Below are 17,893 nucleotides of genomic sequence, written 5' to 3' on the forward strand. Positions count from 1 at the left end.
TACGCAACGCTTCGCCCTGCCGCTGCTCTAAAAGCCTCTGACGGTTATCCCCGCATAGAAGGTTCGCTCTGGCGCTGGCTCGTAGTAGGCGCCGTCATCAAGGCTGCCATCACTAGGTGAGGCGGCGTTTATCTTGATGTTGGCGTTATATTCCTCGTCCAGCAGGTTGTTTATACCGACAAACGGCTCTGCCTCATATTCATCGGTTACATACAGCCTTGAGACATGCAGGCCGACCTCGGCATGGGCTGACGAGCTTTGGGTGTTTCTGTCATCGGCGTAGATCTTATCGGCAGCGCGTATATTGGCAGCGTAGCGCCAGTCGTGGGCACCGTGCCAAACCACCTCAAGGTAGCCGTGGGCACGCGGGATGCCGGGGATGTTGTTGCCACTGACCTGCTCCTTTTTCAAATCATCCTCATCCTCATCCTCCCAATCAATCCCAGGAGCCTCAAAGTCACGAAAGATAAACTCCCCCACTGCCAGCGCACTGGTGATCTCCAACCGCTCATGCGGGCGCGCCTCAATCCCTAGCTCTATCCCGCGGCGGCGGGTTTCCCCCGCATTCTCGTATATCTCGGGCGACTCGCCCTGCGGCACTAACTCGTTTTCAACCGTTACCTGAAAGAGGCTCAGATCGTATCTGAGGCGCTCACCAAAGCCACCGCGGACACCAAGCTCATAGGAGCGCGCTTCCTGGGCACTGAGTTCGCTGTCAATACCGCCCTCTTCCTGGTCCCACATCTCCCACAGAGTCGCGGTCTCGAAGGCCGTAGAGGCGTTAGTATAGAGCTGATGTCCCTCGGTCAAGGCGTAACTGGCACCGAGCAGATAACTCGGCTCGGTGTAGCGCTCGCGATCTGTCCCCGAGCCATTCATGCGATCCCTTATACTCATTTGCAGCCAGTCGAGACGGCTACCGCCGACCAGGCGCCAACGTTCAGCCGGTTGCCACTCGGCCTGGGCGTAGCCGGCAACCATCTGCGCCTGCTCAAGCTGATCGTGGGTCTGATCGCCCCGATCCCCTTGCTCATTTCTATAGCGCTGGCGATCGTCATACTGCCACTCGGCCTCGGTGCCTAAAGATATCTCCAGGGGTCGGCCGGCGAATTCGGTTTGGCGGACATGCCGCCCGCCTATGCCGCCAAAATAGCGTTCATAGGTTATTATCCCACCTACCGAGCCACCCCCGACTGCATCAAAAGGCGAACGACGATAGAAATCGCGGCGCTGGAGGAATGCCTGTCCCTCCCAGAGTTCCCCAGCACTAGGCTGCGAACTGAGAATCAAGGCCAGCGACTGCTGCTCAATCTCCTCGCCGGCATCATACTTTTTTGCATCATCACCAGCCTGCTGGCGATCATCGCGTACCTGATCGCGTCTCAATCCGCCCGGATCACGCGCCTCCGGGGCATCCATAATGTTGCCGAGCAAGCGCAGTTGGGCACCGTTATCCAGCCGGCGATCAACCTTAATCCCTAACCGCTGCCGGGTTGCCTCGGCGTGTTCACGATAGCCGTCAAGGGAGACGTTCGAAGCGGTAACTGAACTGCGCCAATCCCCATCCACGCGCCCACCCCAGAGGCGCTGAGCACGCTCGCGGTGACTGCCGAGCAGCACTTGACCAGAGACGAATTGCCCCTCCTCCGGAGGCTCTATAGTGGTAAAGCGAAATACCCCCCCGGAGGCGTTACCGTAGAGCGCCGAGGAGGGGCCACGGAGCACTTCTAGCTGCTCGACAAATACCGGATCGATCGCGTCGAGCTGACTTTGGCCATCGGTTGCAGTTGCCGGTATGCCATCGACCAGCACCCTGATACCCCGGATACCGAACGGCGAGCGCGCCCCAAACCCGCGCACAGATAGGCGCAGATCCTGAGCGAAGTTATAGCGATTTTGCGTGTGAACCCCGGGAACACGATCAAGGCCTTGATCGAGAGCCAAGCCGCGCCCCGTAGCGAAGGCCTCACGTCCTACAGTAGAACCAGCTGCCGGATAATCCTCTAGATCTGAGCTCAACCGCGCCACGGTAGTAGTAACCGGCGGCAATTCGACCTGTTGCTCTCGCTCCTCCTGCTGAGCGACCGCTGTTGCAGTGCAACTCCACCCCAACAGTAGACACCATGGCGCTAAGAGTGAACTAGTTAACCTCCGTCTCCTAGCCACTGAGGCGACAAAAGGATTATTCTGGGCAACAGGCCCGAAACTAGCAGGTACGCCAATGCCTCGGCACATGAAAAACATCCTCTCTCGCTCCCTGGCCACTTTTATTTTGTGCTACGCCCTGGCGGCTACCGCCTTTGGCGATGATAACACCTCAGCTGAACCACAAGCTGCTCCAGCTCAATCTGAACAAGCAAACGGACAGGACGATGCTAACGGGGTCGAGACAGCTCCAGCTGAATTTGATGACAGTCCCTTTGAAGCCCGTGAGCTTCCAGCCGGCGTAGGCGAGGTGATAAGTGACCGCCATACGCTGCGCGCTCGATCGGCAAAAGTCTACCTCCAGGGGCCAGCGGTAATAAGCGAAAAGCGTGAAATCGGCCTGCCGGACGGCAGGGCGCGCTTGGTTGTGCAAAACATCCCCAGAGAAATAGACATCTCGTCAGTGCGGATAGCCTCAGATCATGACCCCGCCCTCATAGGCTCTTCATACACCAGCGGCGATCTCTCTAAGGAGCGTTTGCTTAGGGCCCATACCGGCAACAGTATTTATATCAAGCCAGACAGCAGCGCAAGCGATAAAGATTGGCAACAGGCACAGCTCTTAGGTTTCGACACCGATTACCTAATTGTGGTGTTAGCCGAACGCGCTAAGACCATTCCTCGCCAAGCCGGCATAAAAATAGCCTTCCCCCAGCCATCTGCTGAACTTCACGGCAGTCCAACAGTAGAACTCGACTTGGACAGTCAGCGCGGTGGCTCCAAACCTGTCACCATAAGCTATCTGAGCGGCGGTCTTGAGTGGCAGCCGCACTATCAAATCATTAGATCGACCGAGGATGATCAGTTGCGGGTCAAGGCTTTAGCGAGGGTCGAAAATCAAACAGAAATGGATTTTCGCGCCGTTGATCTGACCTTTGTGAGCGCCGCCAACCCAACTTCGGCAGCAGCAAGTAGCAACCTATCCAGCCAACCAACAACCAAGCCAAGCGGGCTGACCGGTGAAGCGGCAGGTGACGGACGAGCCTATTCCCTTGATGACGGTCAGAAGCTACTTGCTGGGCGCTCTTATAATCTAAAGCTAGACAGCTTTGTGGTAGACGATGGCAATACCTCCTACCAACTGCATGGCAATGCCGCCGCCAACCAACAGTCTGGCCTAGAGATTAAAGCCATCAAGATCGTTAACTGGACCGCCGAGCAAAATCTGCCATCGGGCTTAGCAGATATTTACACAGCTCCCGATTTGCAGTTCAGACAAAGGAGCAAGCTTCCAGATACCGCTAGCGGCGAAGAGGTCAGCATACCGGTTGGCAGCAGCGAGGATGTTACTGCAACACGGAACCTGGCACACCCCTACGACAGACCCATTGACGCAGCGACTGATGAGATAGAGTGGGAAATTGTGGTCAATAATAATGCTAGCGAGCGCAAAGAGGTTACCCTTAAAGAGCAGATCCCCAGTGATCTGCCAGCTGAGTGGGAAATCCTGGAATCATCGCACGAGACAGAACTTGAGACCGCTAATACCGCAATATGGCAGATAGAGCTTGGCGAGGGTGAGCAAAAAACGATAAATTACCGTGCCCGGATCAACCATAAGTAGAGACATTAGGGGAGCATGATGGAACTTAAACAGAACCTCGGCATGATCGATCGTGCGGCACGAGCAGTAGTGGGAATTTTGCTAATCAGTCTCTTTTTTGTCGGCCCCCAAAGTGCTTGGGGCTGGATAGGCCTGATCCCCCTCGCTACCGCTATCGTAGGCAACTGTCCTGCGTATATCCCTCTAGGATTCAACACTTGCAGCGGCAAATAACGGCTGCAAAACCCGCCCACTAGAAGCCAGACCAGGGACGGTCAGCCGCTCAGCCAAATGCTCACACTCCCCCCTCGCATATCCAGCTAAGATGTACGGTTATGGAAGAGTTAAGAAAGACCCTACAGCGTATTGATGGAAAAGGCTACAAGGCCTACCGCGATATTCAGGGCAAACACCAGTTCACCGGTTTTGAGCTCCAGATAGATAAGGTTCAAGCCGATCCCTACGCCAAGCCTTCTCGGCTACGGGCCTTTGTCCCCTGGCAGCGGGCTGCATTGCCCCCAGAATCACAAGCCAGCGCGGCACGGCAACGCGCTACGCGCGACTACCTTGCCCGCAGCTTCGCTCGAGCAAGCGCTGCCAGCGAGGCGATAAATATTGACAGTGGTGCGCAGACGGTTCTCGATCGCAGTGCAGTTCTCTTCAACGAGCACGGCATTGAACTGCGTTTTACTGTTCACCTGCCGGCTCGCGGGCGCACTATACTCGGCCGCCAGGCTGCGGATATCCTGTGCAGCCGTTTGCCTAAAATCGTCCATCATGCAACCAATGCCGATAAGCTTGATTTGTCTGACCTGGAGAGACACTGCGCCGCGGTAGAAGACCAGGCTGCATTGCGTGCTGACCTTAAAAAAAGGGGATTAGTGGCATTCATTGGCGACGGAGCGACTCTGCCGCGTCGCTCCGGCATCGACGATCGCCCCTTAAGTGATGCGATCCCGTTCACAAGTCCAGAATCACTCCGTGTCTCGCTCAACACCCCGAACGCAGGTGAAGTAACGGGGATGGGCATACCGCAGGGCATCACCCTGATTGTAGGGGGAGGTTTTCACGGCAAATCGACACTGCTCAACGCTATCGAACTGGGCATATATGATCACTTGCCAGGCGACGGACGTGAGCGCGTCGTTGCCCTGGAGAGCGCCACCAAGGTTCGGGCTGAGGACGGCCGCGCCGTCCACAGGGTAGATCTTTCCCCTTATATTCGCGAGTTACCATTCAGCAAATCGACCAGCTCGTTTTCTACTGAGCTAGCTTCCGGCTCCACTAGCCAAGCCGCCGCCCTCCAGGAATCACTCGAGGCCGGTGCCGATGCCTTGCTTGTCGATGAAGACACCTCTGCGACCAACTTCATGATTCGCGACAAGCGCATGCAGGCACTGGTCGAACGGGAGGCGGAGCCGATTACCCCGTTCGTCGACCGGATCCGGGAGTTGCGCGACCAACTAGGCACGTCTACTCTGCTGGTCATGGGCGGCTCGGGTGACTACCTCGACCTCGCCGACACAGTAATCCAGATGCACAATTACTCGCCACTCGATGTAACCAAGCGAGCCCAAGAGATAGCGCAACAGTACCGCACTGGCAGGGACTCAGAGGCGGTCGAACCATTGTGGCGATCAGCTACGCGCCGCCTCGATTGCCGCTCCCTGCAGCCAGAAACTAAACCGGGCAAGCAGAAGATACAGGCGCGTGGGCGTGATGCCTTGGTGTTTGGCAAAGAGACTATCGATTTGCGGTCGGTGGAGCAGATAGCTGACCCCGCACAGGTGCGGGCAATAGGGCTTATCCTCGCCCGCATGGCCGGTATCAACCAAAAACTCGAACAACCACCTCAGTGGTTAGCAGACGAATTGGAGCGTAGCTGGGAAGAGCTATCCGCAAGACCTGAAGGAGACTTGGCCCGGCCCCGTAGTATAGAAGTTATGGCGGCATTGAACCGACTGCGCAACGCGCAATTTATCGAGGACTAGATCTAGCAACTGCTAACGAATGAGATTTGGAGGAGAATCGAAAAACTTCCCCTGGGCCAATTGGTTGTTCCGATGTGTAGGACGCCGAACCCCTCCCTGGAGGCTTCATGGCGCCATCCCTGGCGCCAAGAGCCCCACATCGGAACAACCAATTGGCCCAGGGGAAGCTTTTCGAGAGGCCCTCTAGCAGATCCCATAGACAGGCAAGGACAAACAATCAATGCATATTCTAGTAGTTGGTGCCCACGGCCAAATCGGCAGCCTGCTGGTAGAGAGGCTCGCACCTAGTCGCCACGAGGTTCGCGCCATGGTCCGCTACCCTGATCAACAGCCTGCCTTAGCGGCCCGCGGGGCATCTGAGACAGTAGTTGCCGACCTAGAAAGAGATTGCCGTGAAGCCGTACGCGGAGTAGAGGGGGTAATATTTACCGCAGGATCAGGCCCCCTTACTGGGGCTGATAAGACTGACAGTGTCGACCGCCGGGGCGCTAAGCGTATCATCAGCGCCGCTGAAGATGCCGGGGTAAGGCGTTTTATCATGGTTTCCGCCATGCGCACAGAGTGCCCAGAACAAGCGCCCGAAAAGTTACGCTACTATCTTGATGCAAAACGCGAGGCGGATGAGCATCTACGCAACAGCTCTTTGGATTGGACTATAGTTCGCCCAGGGAGGCTGCTCGATACACCCGGCAAAGGGCGTATCAAATTCGGCGAAGATCTCGACTATGGTGAGATACCCCGGTCTGATGTGGCTGCTCTACTCGGCGCGCTGATCGATGTTCCAGCCAGTAGTCGGCGCATACTCGACGCAGTCACCGGTGAGACACCCATAAAGCAAGCAATCCGCGAACTTACCCAGAGCGCAGAGTAAAAAAGCCCCCGCTCAGATCGCGCGCCGATCAGACCGGGGGCCTTGCCGAGCCGATACTGCCCTAGCTGTGGGATAAGTGGCTCAAGGCAGCATCACTTAGCAGCTGCCTACATGCGCCACAGATCCATAAACTCATGGACCGGCATCCGCTCTAGCGCCTCCTGCTCAGCAACTGCTTCAGCAATCGCGCCAGCCTGGCGCGGCGCAAAACGATCGGCAAGGGCGGCATGGAATTTATCCTTAAGCACCGGAATGCCCTCATCGCGCCGGCGACGGTGGCCGATCGGATACTCAACGGCTATGCGGTCGGTAGCCGATCCATCTTTGAAATGGACCTGCACAGCGTTACCGATTGAGCGCTTTTCCGGATCCATGTAGTCACGCGAGAAATCCTTATTCTCAGTGACCTCCATCTTGTCGCGCAGCTGATCAATGCGCGGGTCGACAGCCACAGCATCTTCATAGTCGGCAGCGGTCAAACGGCCGAAGATGAGGGGTATAGCTACCATGTACTGGATGCAGTGATCCCGGTCAGCTGGATTGTCGAGCGGACCGGTCTTATCGATTATCCGCACCCCGGCTTCTTGAGTTTCAATAACAATCTTATCTATCTGATCAAGCTTCGGCGCAACTTGCTCGTGCAGCGCCATCGCCGCCTCAACCGCCGTCTGGGCGTGGAACTCGGCAGGGAAGGAGATCTTAAACAAGACGTGTTCCATGACATAGCTGGCGTAATCCTGCGAGCGCTTGATCTGCTCACCCTTGAACAGCACATCTTGGAAACCCCAGCCCTTAGCACTGAGCGCCGAGGGGTAGCCCATCTCGCCAGTTTGGCTCATCAGCGCCAGGCGTACGCCACGGGCCGAGGCATCACCAGCCGCCCAGCTCTTACGTGAGCCGGTATTAGGCGCATGCCGATAGGTACGCAGGGCCCCACCATCTATCCAGGCATTAGACACAGCATTGATGACATCCTCGCGCGAACCGCCGAGCAAATGGGTGGTCACCGCGGTGGTTGCCAATCTGACTAGGAGCACGTGATCGAGGCCAACGCGGTTGAAGCTATTCTCCAGCGCCAAAACACCTTGGATCTCGTGGGCCTTAATCGCCGCTGTCAACACATCGCGCATAGTCAACGGCTGCTTGCCCAATGCTAAGCGCCGGCGGCTCTCATAATCGGCCGCGGCCAAGATGCCACCAAGGTTATCCGAGGGGTGACCCCACTCAGCTGCCAACCAGGTATCATTGAAATCCAACCAGCGGATCATGGCCCCAATATTGAAGGCGCCCATAACCGGGTCGAGACGATAGGCGGTGCCCGGAACCACCACCCCATCGCGCATCTCAGCCCCCGGCACGACCGGACCTAGCAGCTTAGTACAGGCTGGATAATCAAGCGCCATCATGGCGCAGGCGAGGCTGTCCATCAGGCAATAACGCGCAGTCTCATAGGCCTCAGCCGACTCAATAGCCTTATCGGCTACATAGTCGGCGATTGCCACCAACTCCTGATCCGGGTCCGGCCGCTTGGCATCACGAATATTACTTCCCATTTACATCTCCAGATTTACTCAACTTAACCTATTTCTTACTTGCAACAGTCAAACTAGCGTTGATCGATCGGTGGCACCTCACGCAATTCATAACCAGTATAGTCTGCGCTTGGCCGGATGATCCGATTCTTGGCCCGCTGCTCCATTACGTGTGCTGCCCAACCACTATGCCGTGACATGACGAATATCGGTGTAAACAGCTTAGTCGGGATACCCATGAAGCGATATGCCGATGCATGGTAGAAATCGGCATTAGCAAACAGCTTCTTCTCATCCCACATCATCTGCTCTACGGCCTCGGAGACCGGGAACAGAGTATCGTCACCGACTTCCTTGGCCAGACTCCGTGACCATTCCTTAATCACCGCATTGCGTGGGTCAACTTCACGGTAGACAGCGTGCCCGAAGCCCATGACCTTTTCCTTGCGATCCAGCATAGCCTTGAGCTCACGCCGCGCCTCCTCCGGGCTTGACCACTGCTCAAGCATCGCCATAGCCGCCTCGTTAGCACCCCCATGAAGTGGCCCGCGCAAGGTGCCAATAGCGCCCGTTATCGCCGAATGCATGTCTGACAGTGTTGAGGCACAAACCCTAGCGTTAAATGTCGAGGCATTGAACTCGTGCTCAGCGTAGAGGATCAACGAGATATGCATTACATTCTCATGCAACTCGTTCGGCTTCTCGCCGCGCAACAGGTGCAGAAAGTGGCCACCTATAGAATCGTCATCTGTTGCCGTATCAATGCGCACACCATCATGGCTGTAGCGATACCAATAGGTAATTATCGACGGGAAGACGGCAAGCAGTCGGTCTGCGACCTCCATCTGCTCAGAAAAGTCCTCTTCTGTCTCAAGCGTGCCAAGCATTGAGCAGCCGGTACGCATGACATCCATGGGATGAGCATCGCGCGGGATCTGTTCCAGGACACTCTTTACCGGCTGCGGTAATTCACGCTTACTCATCAGGCGCTTTTTGTACTCATCGAGCTGAGTACGATTAGGCAACTCGCCATACAGCAGCAGATAGGCAACCTCTTCGAATTGGCACTTCTCCGCCAAATCACGGACATCGTAGCCACGATAGGTTAGCCCCGTGCCTTCTTGACCGACCGTGCACAGAGCAGTCTCACCGGCCGACTGGCCCCGCAGGCCGGCACCGCCAACTTTCTTTTCGGTCATCTTTGCTTTCCTCCGTTTGCGGCCCGCATCAGCACGGGCATTGCAATGTAAAACCAGGTCTGCACTACTTAAAAAAAACTACTATTAGCGATTCCCGAACAGTTCATCTAGTTTACGTTCATAATCGTGATAACCGAGCACTTCGTACAACTCATCCCGGGTCTGCATCTGATCAATAACATTCTGCTGCGTACCATCCCGGCGGATCGCCGAGTAGACAGACTCCGCGGCACGGCTCATAGCACGGAAGGCCGAAAGTGGGTAGAGAACAAGCCCGGCCCCGGCGTCACGCAACTCGGCCACGGTGAAGTATGGTGTCTTACCAAACTCGGTGATATTTGCCAGCACCGGGACATTGAGACGCTCCGTAAAGGCTTGGACATCTTCAATGGTGTGCATGGCCTCCGCAAAGACCATATCGGCCCCAGCCTCAACATAAGCCTCAGCCCTCTCAATCGCTGCCTCTAACCCCTCTGAGGCCCGCGCATCGGTTCGCGCCATGATCACCAGACTCTCATCAGTGCGCCCATCAATTGCCGCTTTGAGACGATCAACCATCTCCGCAGTAGAGACCAACTCCTTGCCCGGGCGGTGACCACAGCGCTTAGTCTGGACCTGATCCTCAATGTGTACCGCGCCGGCTCCAGCCCGAGTAAGCTCGCGGATGGTACGTGCTACCGAGAAGGCGCCGCCAAAGCCGGTATCGATATCTACCAGCACCGGCACTTCAGTGACATCGGTTATTCGCCGAACATCTTCGACCACATCCGGGAGCTGGGTAATGCCTAAATCGGGCAGCCCGTAAGAGGCATTCGCAACCCCTGCCCCCGAAACATAAAGAGCCTGAAAACCAGCACGCTCAGCGAGCAAGGCCGAATAGGCATTGATTGTGCCTACAACCTGCAGCGGACGCTCCGCTTCGACCGCCTCGCGAAACCGCTGTCCGGCAGTAGCTTTTTGACTCATTACGCACTCCTCGCTGTAAATAAAACCATAGCTTAATAACTAGTTTACTCGTCGCTAACGTGCACCAAGATTCGGCCACGCACCTTGCGCTCAAGCAGCTCTTGGGATGCCACACGCAGCCCGTCCAAACCGATCTCCGAACTGATTATCGCCTCCGGGTCACTCGGGCGCAGATCATCGCCGAGCCGTCGCCATGACTCCATAAGCTGCTCACGCGGACAATTCGGGGTACTCACACCGATTAAGCTTACTCCACGGAGAATAAAGGGCATCACGGTGGTCTCAAGTTTGATCCCACCGGCAAGGCCTATAGCCGCGACATTGCCATACTCCTGGACGTGAGCCAGTAAACCGGAAAGCAGTTCGCCACCGACAGTATCTACCACTCCGGCAAAACGCGCCTTATCCAAGGGGCGGCTGCCAAGCTCAAGGGCATCCGGGGTTACCACCTCACTCGCCCCAAGTTTACGCAGATAATCGCCTGCATCAGGTTTACCTGAGACAGCGAGCACGTTGTAACCGGCGCTACTGAAAAGGTCGACCGCCAGGCTACCTACCCCACCAGAGGCTCCGGTAACCACCACATCGCCCCGCTCAGGTCTCTGCCCCGCCGCTTCCATGCGGATCAATGCCAGTGCCACGGTAAAGCCGGCTGTGCCCAGCGCCATAGCCTGACGAGGGGTATATGCACTTGGCAGCGGCACCACCCAATCAGCGGGGACTTGTACATATTCGGCAAATCCGCCGTCATGAACCTCGCCCATGCCACAGCCGGTTACCAGCACCTTATCTCCCGGCGAAAACTGGCCACAGCGATCTGACACAACCTCGCCGGCCACGTCTATCCCAGGCGTCAGGGGGAACTGGCGAGCAATTTTGCCCTTGCCGGTAACGGCCAGGGCATCTTTGTAATTGAGGCCTGAATAGGCGGCCTTGATGAGCACATCACCCTCAGGCAAGTCACCGGCTTGCAAGGTATTTACGCCGCCTTCTGCCTCACCGCCCTGATATGGTATTCGCCACGCTTTAAAAGAATTCATTTCACCTACTCCTAGCTTGAACGCGAGTTTACACCAGCCTAATGAAAGGTCCCAAATCTTTTCTATATCAACACCTTATATGCCTGGCTAGCATTATATTAAGCAATACAAGAACAGCCTTAATTATTGTTTTTTTAGATGGCAGGCTGAGCCCTTCACTAAGAAGGCGCCTCTAATCTCCGCCCTGAGGGAACCTGACTGCCCCACAAAGGGGTCTCCACTTGCAGTCCCGCGACCTCACAGCTACCATACTCTCGCAAGTGAACGCCTGCGGTTAATCGCCTTTTGTTGTGACTGGCGAGACGCAGCCAGGGTAACCATCCCTTCCCTACGTGGACAGTAAGCATATGAATCTAGACCCCAAGAGCCTTGTCGAATCACTTACCACTAAGCGCCACAAAGCCAGGCAAGCGCTGGGTATTCTGCTGCTGATATTGACCGTTGTGGTTAGTGCGCCACAGTCAGCATCACTATTCGTCGTGGGCACTATTCTCGCGGGTATAGGCATCATGATCCGCCTCTGGGGCGCCGGGCACCTAAAAAAGGACAAAGAACTCGCTCAGGATGGTCCTTACGCCTTTGTCCGTCATCCGCTCTACGTCGGTAATACGCTGATCATAACTGGTTACCTAGCAGCCGCCCAGATTTGGTGGTTGGTGCCGATAGCTATAGCATTTGGCTTGCTCTATTACCCCCCTGCCATCCGAAAAGAAGACGCAAAACTGCGTAAAAGATTCCCTGAACAGTGGGAGGCGTGGGGAACCAAGACCCATGCGCTTATACCCAAGCTCCAGCCAGAAGGCGAGCTCAACATCCATAACTGGTCATTCAGTCAAAGCTTGCGCGCCAACGGTGAACCGATAATCGCGGCATTCTTGATTCTTGGCCTCGTGGTGATGGGTAGCAGAATCTTCGGCTAAACATGCCATCTCAAGATACATACCCAGAGCTGAAGACCCAAGACGTTCTTGATCTGCTCAACACAGAGGGCATTGGGCAACGAGCTCGCGGCGCTAACCAATCCAAGGTTTACCTATTCCCTGACAATTCTCCCCCGGTGGCCATAAAAACCCCCACTGGCAAAGGCCTCTGGCGCTGGGTATCGAGATTTATAATACAGCGCGAGCATGAGATCTACCGTATACTGGAGATGGTCCCTCGCGTACCTCACTGCTACGGCCTCTTCCAAGGTCAATATTTAGTTATAGAATATCAGCCAGGCGGCAAGACCCGGCGTGAAGCAACCTCCGTAGCCCCCGGGACCACCAGCCCTAGCGAACCCGTAGCAGGGCTGAGAAAAACAATTGCCACGATGCACCGCTGCGGCATCGCCCACGCCGACCTGAAGCGTCCTGATAACGTCATCCATACCCCCGATAACCGTTTGGTGGTTATAGACTTCGGCACAGCCCTGAAGCGACGCACAGCCCGTGGAGGACCACTCTGGCGCTGGGCTGCACAGCAGGACTGGAACGCTTGGGCACACTACGGCTGGGGCAAAGACCCACAGTTGATGCCGCCAGCGGTCGCCCGACTCTATCAACGAACCTTCTTGGAGCGCATAGCAAAAACGCTGCGTCGCGCCTATAAAAGGGTTAGAGGTATAGACTGAATTGCTTCACCAACTCCCCGAATCCTTACAAGATCTAGCCGCCGCTAACATTGCCAAGATGGAGGCAGCCGGGGCTATCCCTGATGAGCCGAGAATCACATCAACCATACCTTTAGTTGCCGCAGCTAGCGACTTTGTCACTAACTCATGCAGCGAAAACGACAGCAACCTGTTACACGACTTATGCACTAGCAAACAGCTATTTGAGCCATCCACACGTGAGCAACTCCGCGCTCGCCTCCAGGAGAAGCTAGACAAAGTCAGCAGCGAAGAACAACTCCTTGCTGAGCTGCGTCAATACCGCCGCCGTGAGGCTGTGCGCATTGCCTATCGCTCTCTTGCCGGCTGGGCAGATTTGGAAGAGACGCTGGATGAGACTAGTGAGATGGCCGAGGCGGCGATCGATCTTGCTCTTCATTGGCTGTATACAAGCCTAACCAAACGCTGGGGCGTACCACGTGACGAGCACGGCAACGCGCAGCAAATGGTCGTTTTAGGCATGGGCAAACTTGGTGGCCATGAACTAAATTTTTCCTCAGACCTTGATCTGATTTTCGCCTTCCCTCAACAAGGTGAGACTGACGGCAAACGTCCCCGAAGTAACGACGAGTTCTTCGTCAAATTAGGTCGCCAACTAATCGGCGCATTAGACGCTGTTACGGTGGATGGCCGCGCTTTTCGAATCGATATGCGACTGCGCCCTAATGGCGATGCCGGCCCCCTCGCACTACCTTTTTCGGCCATCGAGACTTACTACGAAAGTCAGGGGCGTGAGTGGGAAAGATACGCTATGATCAAAGCCCGCTGCGTAGGTGGCGACTATACCGCCGGCGATGCACTGACCCGTGACCTACGCCCCTTCGTCTATCGTCGCTACCTCGACTATGGCGCCTTGGAGCAACTGCGCGAAACCAAAGAGATGATAGTCAACGAGGTGCGCAGAAGGGGCGCTGAGGAAAATCTCAAAACGGGCGAAGGGGGGATTCGCGAAGTAGAGTTCGTTGCCCAAGCTTTTCAGCTAATCCGCGGTGGTCGAGACGCCAATTTGCGCTCTAGGCGCTTGATGAAGACACTCTACTATCTGCGCGACCAAGGCATCTTAACGCCGCGCAGTGCGGATGAGCTGATTGAAGCTTATCGCTTTCTGCGACGCGCTGAAAATGCCGTACAGATGCTAGCTGATGAGCAATCGCACACCGTCCCACAAGATCCGGTATTGCGCGCTAGAGTTGCATTAGGAGCAGGTTTTACTGATGTGCACAACTTCGAAGAAAAACTCGAGCACCTGCGTGCCCAAGTTCACGACCATTTTGAGCAGGTCTTCTCATCCCCGCAAGTTGAAAACGCCCCAGAAGTACAACCGAGCACTGCTACGCTGATCTGGAATGAGTCTCCTAGTAACGAAGAAACGATCACACGATTACAGGAAATTGGCTTCGAGCATCCGGAGCTACTAGCTGAGCGACTACGGCACTTTCATGATGGCTCCACCGTGCGCTCGTTATCGACACGCGGGCGCAAGCGTCTCGATTGCCTTATGCCGCTGCTTATCGGCGCCTGCGCTCAGGCGCGCCGACCTACCCGGGCTCTAGAACGAACCCTTGACCTAGTCGATACTGTAGCACGGCGAACTGCTTACCTCGCCTTGCTAGCTGAACACCCCATGGCCCTTTCCCAGCTTGTACAGCTATGTGACGGATCGGCCTGGGTAGCCCGCTTCATAACTGCTCACCCGCTACTGCTTGACGAATTACTTGACCCGCGCAGTCTCTACGAACCTCTCGGCCGGGCATCACTCGAAGAAGACCTTGACTATCGTCTCTCTCAAGTGGAAAGCATGGACCTTGAGCAGCAGATGGAAGTGGTGAGACAGTTCAAACAGGCCCAGCAACTCAAAGTAGCAGCTGCCGATGTCAGCGGCGCAGCCCCGCTAATGGTGGTGAGTGACTACTTGACTAATATTGCTGAGGTGACGTTGCATAGGACTATAGAACTTTGCTATCAACACCTAACTCGCAAGCACGGCCACCCGCGCTGTGGCGAAGGCAATAATCAGCGCCTAGCTCACTATGCTGTTGTCGCCTATGGCAAGTTCGGCGGGCTTGAACTCGGTTACAACTCAGATCTAGATCTAGTCTTTATTCATGACAGCTGTGGTCAAGCAGCAGTAACAGACGGCCAGCGCCCTTTGGATAATCAAGCTTTCTTTAGTCGTCTGGCGCAACGAGTCATACACTTTCTAAACACCCCTACCCCTGGCGGCATAGTATATGAGATAGATACCAGGCTTAGGCCTTCAGGCAAGGCCGGCCTTATGAGCACCAGCATTGAGGCGTTTTATGCTTATCAATTACATAATGCCTGGACCTGGGAGCATCAAGCGCTGGTCCGCGCCCGCCCAGTCGCCGGCGATGAGCAGCTTTGTCAAAGGTTTAATAAGATCCGCAGCGAAGTACTAGGTTTGCAGCGCGACAGCGCACAGCTTAAAGAACAGGTGAGCAGTATGCGCGAGCGTCAGCGTCGCGAAAAAGGTTCGAGTGACAGACGCTTATTCGACATAAAAAACGACCACGGCGGCATCAGCGACATTGAGTTTATAGTGCAGTACCTTGTCCTTGTTAGCGCTCACGACCACCCTGAGGTGGTGCGCTATACAGATAAGATTCGCCTGCTCCGTGCCCTTGCCGACGCCGAACAACTTAGCTCCGTCGATGCACATCGCTTAGCCAATGCCTATCGCTCTTACCGGCGCCGACTCCATCAACTAGCCCTCCAAGACGAAGAGATGGCTGTCGAGTGCGAGGAGCTTCAGCCGCAGCGAGAAGCGGTTACCGAGCTCTGGCAACGCATTTTCAATAACAACCAAGATCACTAGAGGGACTAAACCCTCCTGGGTTCATCGAGCTGCCCCGGTGTGGAGGTATTGGGGCCAGGGATGGCGCCATGAAGCCTCGAGGGATGTATTCACGGCGTCCTCCACACCGGGCAGCGGATGGTTTTTTGAGGTGCCCATATGGCCCGCATAAGCAAGTACAGTAGCTCCAATTTGCCATGCTCGGCAATTAACGCTTAATGTGGCAAACTACGGGTTTGCCCTAATCCAGTTGGGCAGGGCTGGCTAGCTGACAGGGTATAGTTTTTTGTGCACCGAGAGCCAGCAGCGTCTCTGCCAATGAGTTGAATGATTAACATGGAGAATGGAGCGGCCATGTCCAATTTCGCCGACCGTGATGGTTATATCTGGTTTGATGGAGAGTTGCTTCCCTGGAGGGATGCGCAGGTCCACTGCCTGACCCATACGCTTCACTACGGCATGGGGGTATTCGAAGGGCTAAGGGCTTATGCAACCGAGCTAGGGCCAGCCATATTCCGTCTGGAGGAGCACACCAAAAGATTATTCAACTCTGCCAAGATCCTTGGCATGGAGATCCGCCACACCCCGGAGCAGATTAATCAAGCCTGTATTGATGCGGTTCGTGCCAACAACCTTTCCAGCGCCTATATACGTCCCATGTCATTTTACGGCTCGGAGGGAATGGGACTCCACGCCGACTCGTTAAAGACCCACACCATTGTCGCTGCTTGGGAGTGGGGGGCTTATCTCGGAGCTGAAAACCGCGAACGCGGCATCCGCGTTCAGACATCATCATTCACTCGGCACCACGTTAACATCGCTATGTGCCGAGCCAAGGCTAACGGTAACTACATGAACTCAATGCTGGCTGTACAAGAAGCCGCTCGTGCAGGGTTTGATGAAGCGCTGCTATTAGACGTTGATGGTTTTGTCTGTGAGGGATCGGGGGAAAACTTTTTCATGGTGCGTAACGATGTTTTATACACGCCCACGTTAACATCAGCCCTTGAAGGCATAACCCGTGACACCATTATACAGCTAGCTGCAGAAGAGGGGATTGAGGTTCAGGAGCGTAGGATAACCCGTGACGAGGTATATATCTGCGATGAGGCCTTCTTCACCGGAACAGCGGCTGAGGTTACGCCAATCCGTGAACTTGATGGCAGGAGTATTGGCGGCGGCAAGCGAGGACCGGTGACCGAAAAACTCCAGCAGAGGTACTTCGATATTGTTGAGGGACGTGACCCAAGCCACAGCTATTGGTTGAAGGTGGTTGATTGATAATCAGCCATCGAGATAGACGCAAAAATCCAAACCCAACGTTCCACACTTTAAGGCCTATTCACTTTGAACAGGACCAAAATAGCCCAGGATTGCGGTACCAGTAACCGCCGGATAAGACTGACCATGGCGTGCGATTGGGATTAGCGTTGAGCTAGTTCAATAGGCTCGTTCTCTGCGCGGCACATAGGAGATAAGAAATCGACCCTTAGGGCGATTTGAGCCGAAGCTCTGGAAACCGCCAATTCGCTTTGCTAGACGCCGCGCCTGCTCATTGTCGAGCTGCTTATACTCAATCGAATATACCGCCAGCAGCGCCCCAGTGCGCCCAACACCGTGAACACAGTGAATCACCACTGGATAGTTACCAGGATCATCCATGATTTCAAGGAAACTATTGACCACGTCTTCGGTGGGAACCTGCGGTGAAGGCAAGTGAACATGCTTTATTCCCGCCTGCTTGAGCGCAACACGCTCAGCCTCAGCACGGTCATGCTTGCGACGTAGATCAATGACGGTGCGGATATTTTGCGCAAGACACAAACACGCCATCCGCTCGGGGGGCATTTCAGTCGAGCGGTATAAGACATCAGGGCAAACAGGCACTAAGCGATAGTAGCCAAAAGTATTTACAAAAGCTTGCCAGCCATTGAGAAAACCGCCTTCAACCACGTCCAGTACAGCCTGCAGCCAACTCGTCCTACCACTCACATAAACCTCCATCTGGTGTTAACATATCCCATGATTCGGTTACGATATAGCAAGGTCGCCTCCTGCTCAACTATTTCAGACGCTCTTA

Annotated in this window: 14 protein-coding genes; 8 read left to right on the top strand and 6 right to left on the bottom strand. The window is 55.3% G+C overall.

The features are described from left to right. Positions 1-27 precede the first annotated feature (27 nt). Positions 28-2,112: a TonB-dependent receptor family protein gene (locus HH1059_RS12415; RefSeq protein ID WP_162549548.1), complete on the bottom strand. Its 2,085-nt coding sequence runs from the start codon at positions 2,110-2,112 to the stop codon at positions 28-30. A gap of 109 nt (positions 2,113-2,221) precedes the next feature. Here HH1059_RS12415 and HH1059_RS12420 point away from each other — a divergent pair, with 109 nt between their 5' ends. From HH1059_RS12420 to HH1059_RS12435, 4 genes are all read left to right on the top strand, one after another. Further along, positions 2,222-3,769, top strand: coding sequence for a DUF4139 domain-containing protein (locus HH1059_RS12420; RefSeq protein ID WP_096406569.1), 1,548 nt, complete (start codon positions 2,222-2,224; stop codon positions 3,767-3,769). 18 nt (positions 3,770-3,787) lie between these two features. Continuing rightward, complete coding sequence (locus tag HH1059_RS12425; protein ID WP_096406572.1) at positions 3,788-3,982, top strand: YgaP family membrane protein; 195 nt, start codon at positions 3,788-3,790, stop codon at positions 3,980-3,982. A gap of 101 nt (positions 3,983-4,083) precedes the next feature. Then, the gene (locus HH1059_RS12430) at positions 4,084-5,739 is read left to right on the top strand and encodes an ABC-ATPase domain-containing protein (RefSeq protein ID WP_096406575.1); all 1,656 of its coding nucleotides are present in this window, start codon (positions 4,084-4,086) and stop codon (positions 5,737-5,739) included. Positions 5,740-5,959: 220 nt separating this feature from the next. Beyond that, positions 5,960-6,610: an SDR family oxidoreductase gene (locus HH1059_RS12435; RefSeq protein ID WP_096406577.1), complete on the top strand. Its 651-nt coding sequence runs from the start codon at positions 5,960-5,962 to the stop codon at positions 6,608-6,610. Positions 6,611-6,717: 107 nt separating this feature from the next. Here the strand turns inward: HH1059_RS12435 and HH1059_RS12440 are convergent, their stop codons facing one another. The 4 genes from HH1059_RS12440 to HH1059_RS12455 all read right to left on the bottom strand — a co-directional run bounded on the left by HH1059_RS12440 (position 6,718) and on the right by HH1059_RS12455 (position 11,347). Beyond that, complete coding sequence (locus tag HH1059_RS12440) at positions 6,718-8,163, bottom strand: bifunctional 2-methylcitrate dehydratase/aconitate hydratase (RefSeq protein WP_096406579.1); 1,446 nt, start codon at positions 8,161-8,163, stop codon at positions 6,718-6,720. Positions 8,164-8,216: 53 nt separating this feature from the next. Next, the gene (prpC, locus tag HH1059_RS12445; RefSeq protein WP_096406582.1) at positions 8,217-9,341 is read right to left on the bottom strand and encodes a bifunctional 2-methylcitrate synthase/citrate synthase; all 1,125 of its coding nucleotides are present in this window, start codon (positions 9,339-9,341) and stop codon (positions 8,217-8,219) included. Positions 9,342-9,425: 84 nt separating this feature from the next. Next, the gene (gene prpB / locus HH1059_RS12450; RefSeq protein ID WP_096406584.1) at positions 9,426-10,307 is read right to left on the bottom strand and encodes a methylisocitrate lyase; all 882 of its coding nucleotides are present in this window, start codon (positions 10,305-10,307) and stop codon (positions 9,426-9,428) included. A gap of 44 nt (positions 10,308-10,351) precedes the next feature. Continuing rightward, positions 10,352-11,347 (bottom strand): YhdH/YhfP family quinone oxidoreductase, encoded by a 996-nt coding sequence (locus HH1059_RS12455; RefSeq protein ID WP_096406587.1) that lies wholly within the window; start codon positions 11,345-11,347, stop codon positions 10,352-10,354. A gap of 347 nt (positions 11,348-11,694) precedes the next feature. Here HH1059_RS12455 and HH1059_RS12460 point away from each other — a divergent pair, with 347 nt between their 5' ends. From HH1059_RS12460 to HH1059_RS12475, 4 genes are all read left to right on the top strand, one after another. Next, positions 11,695-12,267, top strand: a complete 573-nt coding sequence (locus HH1059_RS12460; RefSeq protein ID WP_096406589.1) for a methyltransferase family protein — start codon at positions 11,695-11,697, stop codon at positions 12,265-12,267. 2 nt (positions 12,268-12,269) lie between these two features. Then, the gene (locus tag HH1059_RS12465) at positions 12,270-12,959 is read left to right on the top strand and encodes an RIO1 family regulatory kinase/ATPase domain-containing protein (protein WP_096406592.1); all 690 of its coding nucleotides are present in this window, start codon (positions 12,270-12,272) and stop codon (positions 12,957-12,959) included. Between the two features lies 1 nt (position 12,960). Next, a complete protein-coding gene (glnE, locus tag HH1059_RS12470; protein ID WP_231901959.1) occupies positions 12,961-15,834 on the top strand; it encodes a bifunctional [glutamate--ammonia ligase]-adenylyl-L-tyrosine phosphorylase/[glutamate--ammonia-ligase] adenylyltransferase in 2,874 nt (957 codons plus the stop codon). A gap of 333 nt (positions 15,835-16,167) precedes the next feature. Then, complete coding sequence (locus tag HH1059_RS12475) at positions 16,168-17,094, top strand: branched-chain amino acid transaminase (protein WP_096406594.1); 927 nt, start codon at positions 16,168-16,170, stop codon at positions 17,092-17,094. 159 nt (positions 17,095-17,253) lie between these two features. On the opposite strand, the gene HH1059_RS12480 is transcribed toward HH1059_RS12475, so the two are convergent. Beyond that, positions 17,254-17,805 carry a dual specificity protein phosphatase family protein gene (locus HH1059_RS12480; protein ID WP_162549549.1) on the bottom strand — a complete coding sequence of 184 codons (552 nt, stop codon included), beginning with the start codon at positions 17,803-17,805 and terminating at the stop codon, positions 17,254-17,256. Positions 17,806-17,893 lie beyond the last annotated feature (88 nt).

It is taken from the genome of Halorhodospira halochloris, assembly GCF_002356555.2.
GTDB lineage: Bacteria > Pseudomonadota > Gammaproteobacteria > Nitrococcales > Halorhodospiraceae > Halorhodospira > Halorhodospira halochloris.

Coding starts and splice junctions, on each gene's coding strand:
- HH1059_RS12440 (WP_096406579.1), bottom strand. CDS start 8,163: ATGGGAAGTAATATTCGTGATGCCAAGCGGCCGGACCCGGATCAGGAG.
- HH1059_RS12435 (WP_096406577.1), top strand. CDS start 5,960: ATGCATATTCTAGTAGTTGGTGCCCACGGCCAAATCGGCAGCCTGCTG.
- HH1059_RS12460 (WP_096406589.1), top strand. CDS start 11,695: ATGAATCTAGACCCCAAGAGCCTTGTCGAATCACTTACCACTAAGCGC.
- HH1059_RS12475 (WP_096406594.1), top strand. CDS start 16,168: ATGTCCAATTTCGCCGACCGTGATGGTTATATCTGGTTTGATGGAGAG.
- HH1059_RS12425 (WP_096406572.1), top strand. CDS start 3,788: ATGGAACTTAAACAGAACCTCGGCATGATCGATCGTGCGGCACGAGCA.
- HH1059_RS12430 (WP_096406575.1), top strand. CDS start 4,084: ATGGAAGAGTTAAGAAAGACCCTACAGCGTATTGATGGAAAAGGCTAC.
- HH1059_RS12420 (WP_096406569.1), top strand. CDS start 2,222: ATGCCTCGGCACATGAAAAACATCCTCTCTCGCTCCCTGGCCACTTTT.
- prpC (WP_096406582.1), bottom strand. CDS start 9,341: ATGACCGAAAAGAAAGTTGGCGGTGCCGGCCTGCGGGGCCAGTCGGCC.
- HH1059_RS12465 (WP_096406592.1), top strand. CDS start 12,270: ATGCCATCTCAAGATACATACCCAGAGCTGAAGACCCAAGACGTTCTT.
- prpB (WP_096406584.1), bottom strand. CDS start 10,307: ATGAGTCAAAAAGCTACTGCCGGACAGCGGTTTCGCGAGGCGGTCGAA.
- HH1059_RS12455 (WP_096406587.1), bottom strand. CDS start 11,347: ATGAATTCTTTTAAAGCGTGGCGAATACCATATCAGGGCGGTGAGGCA.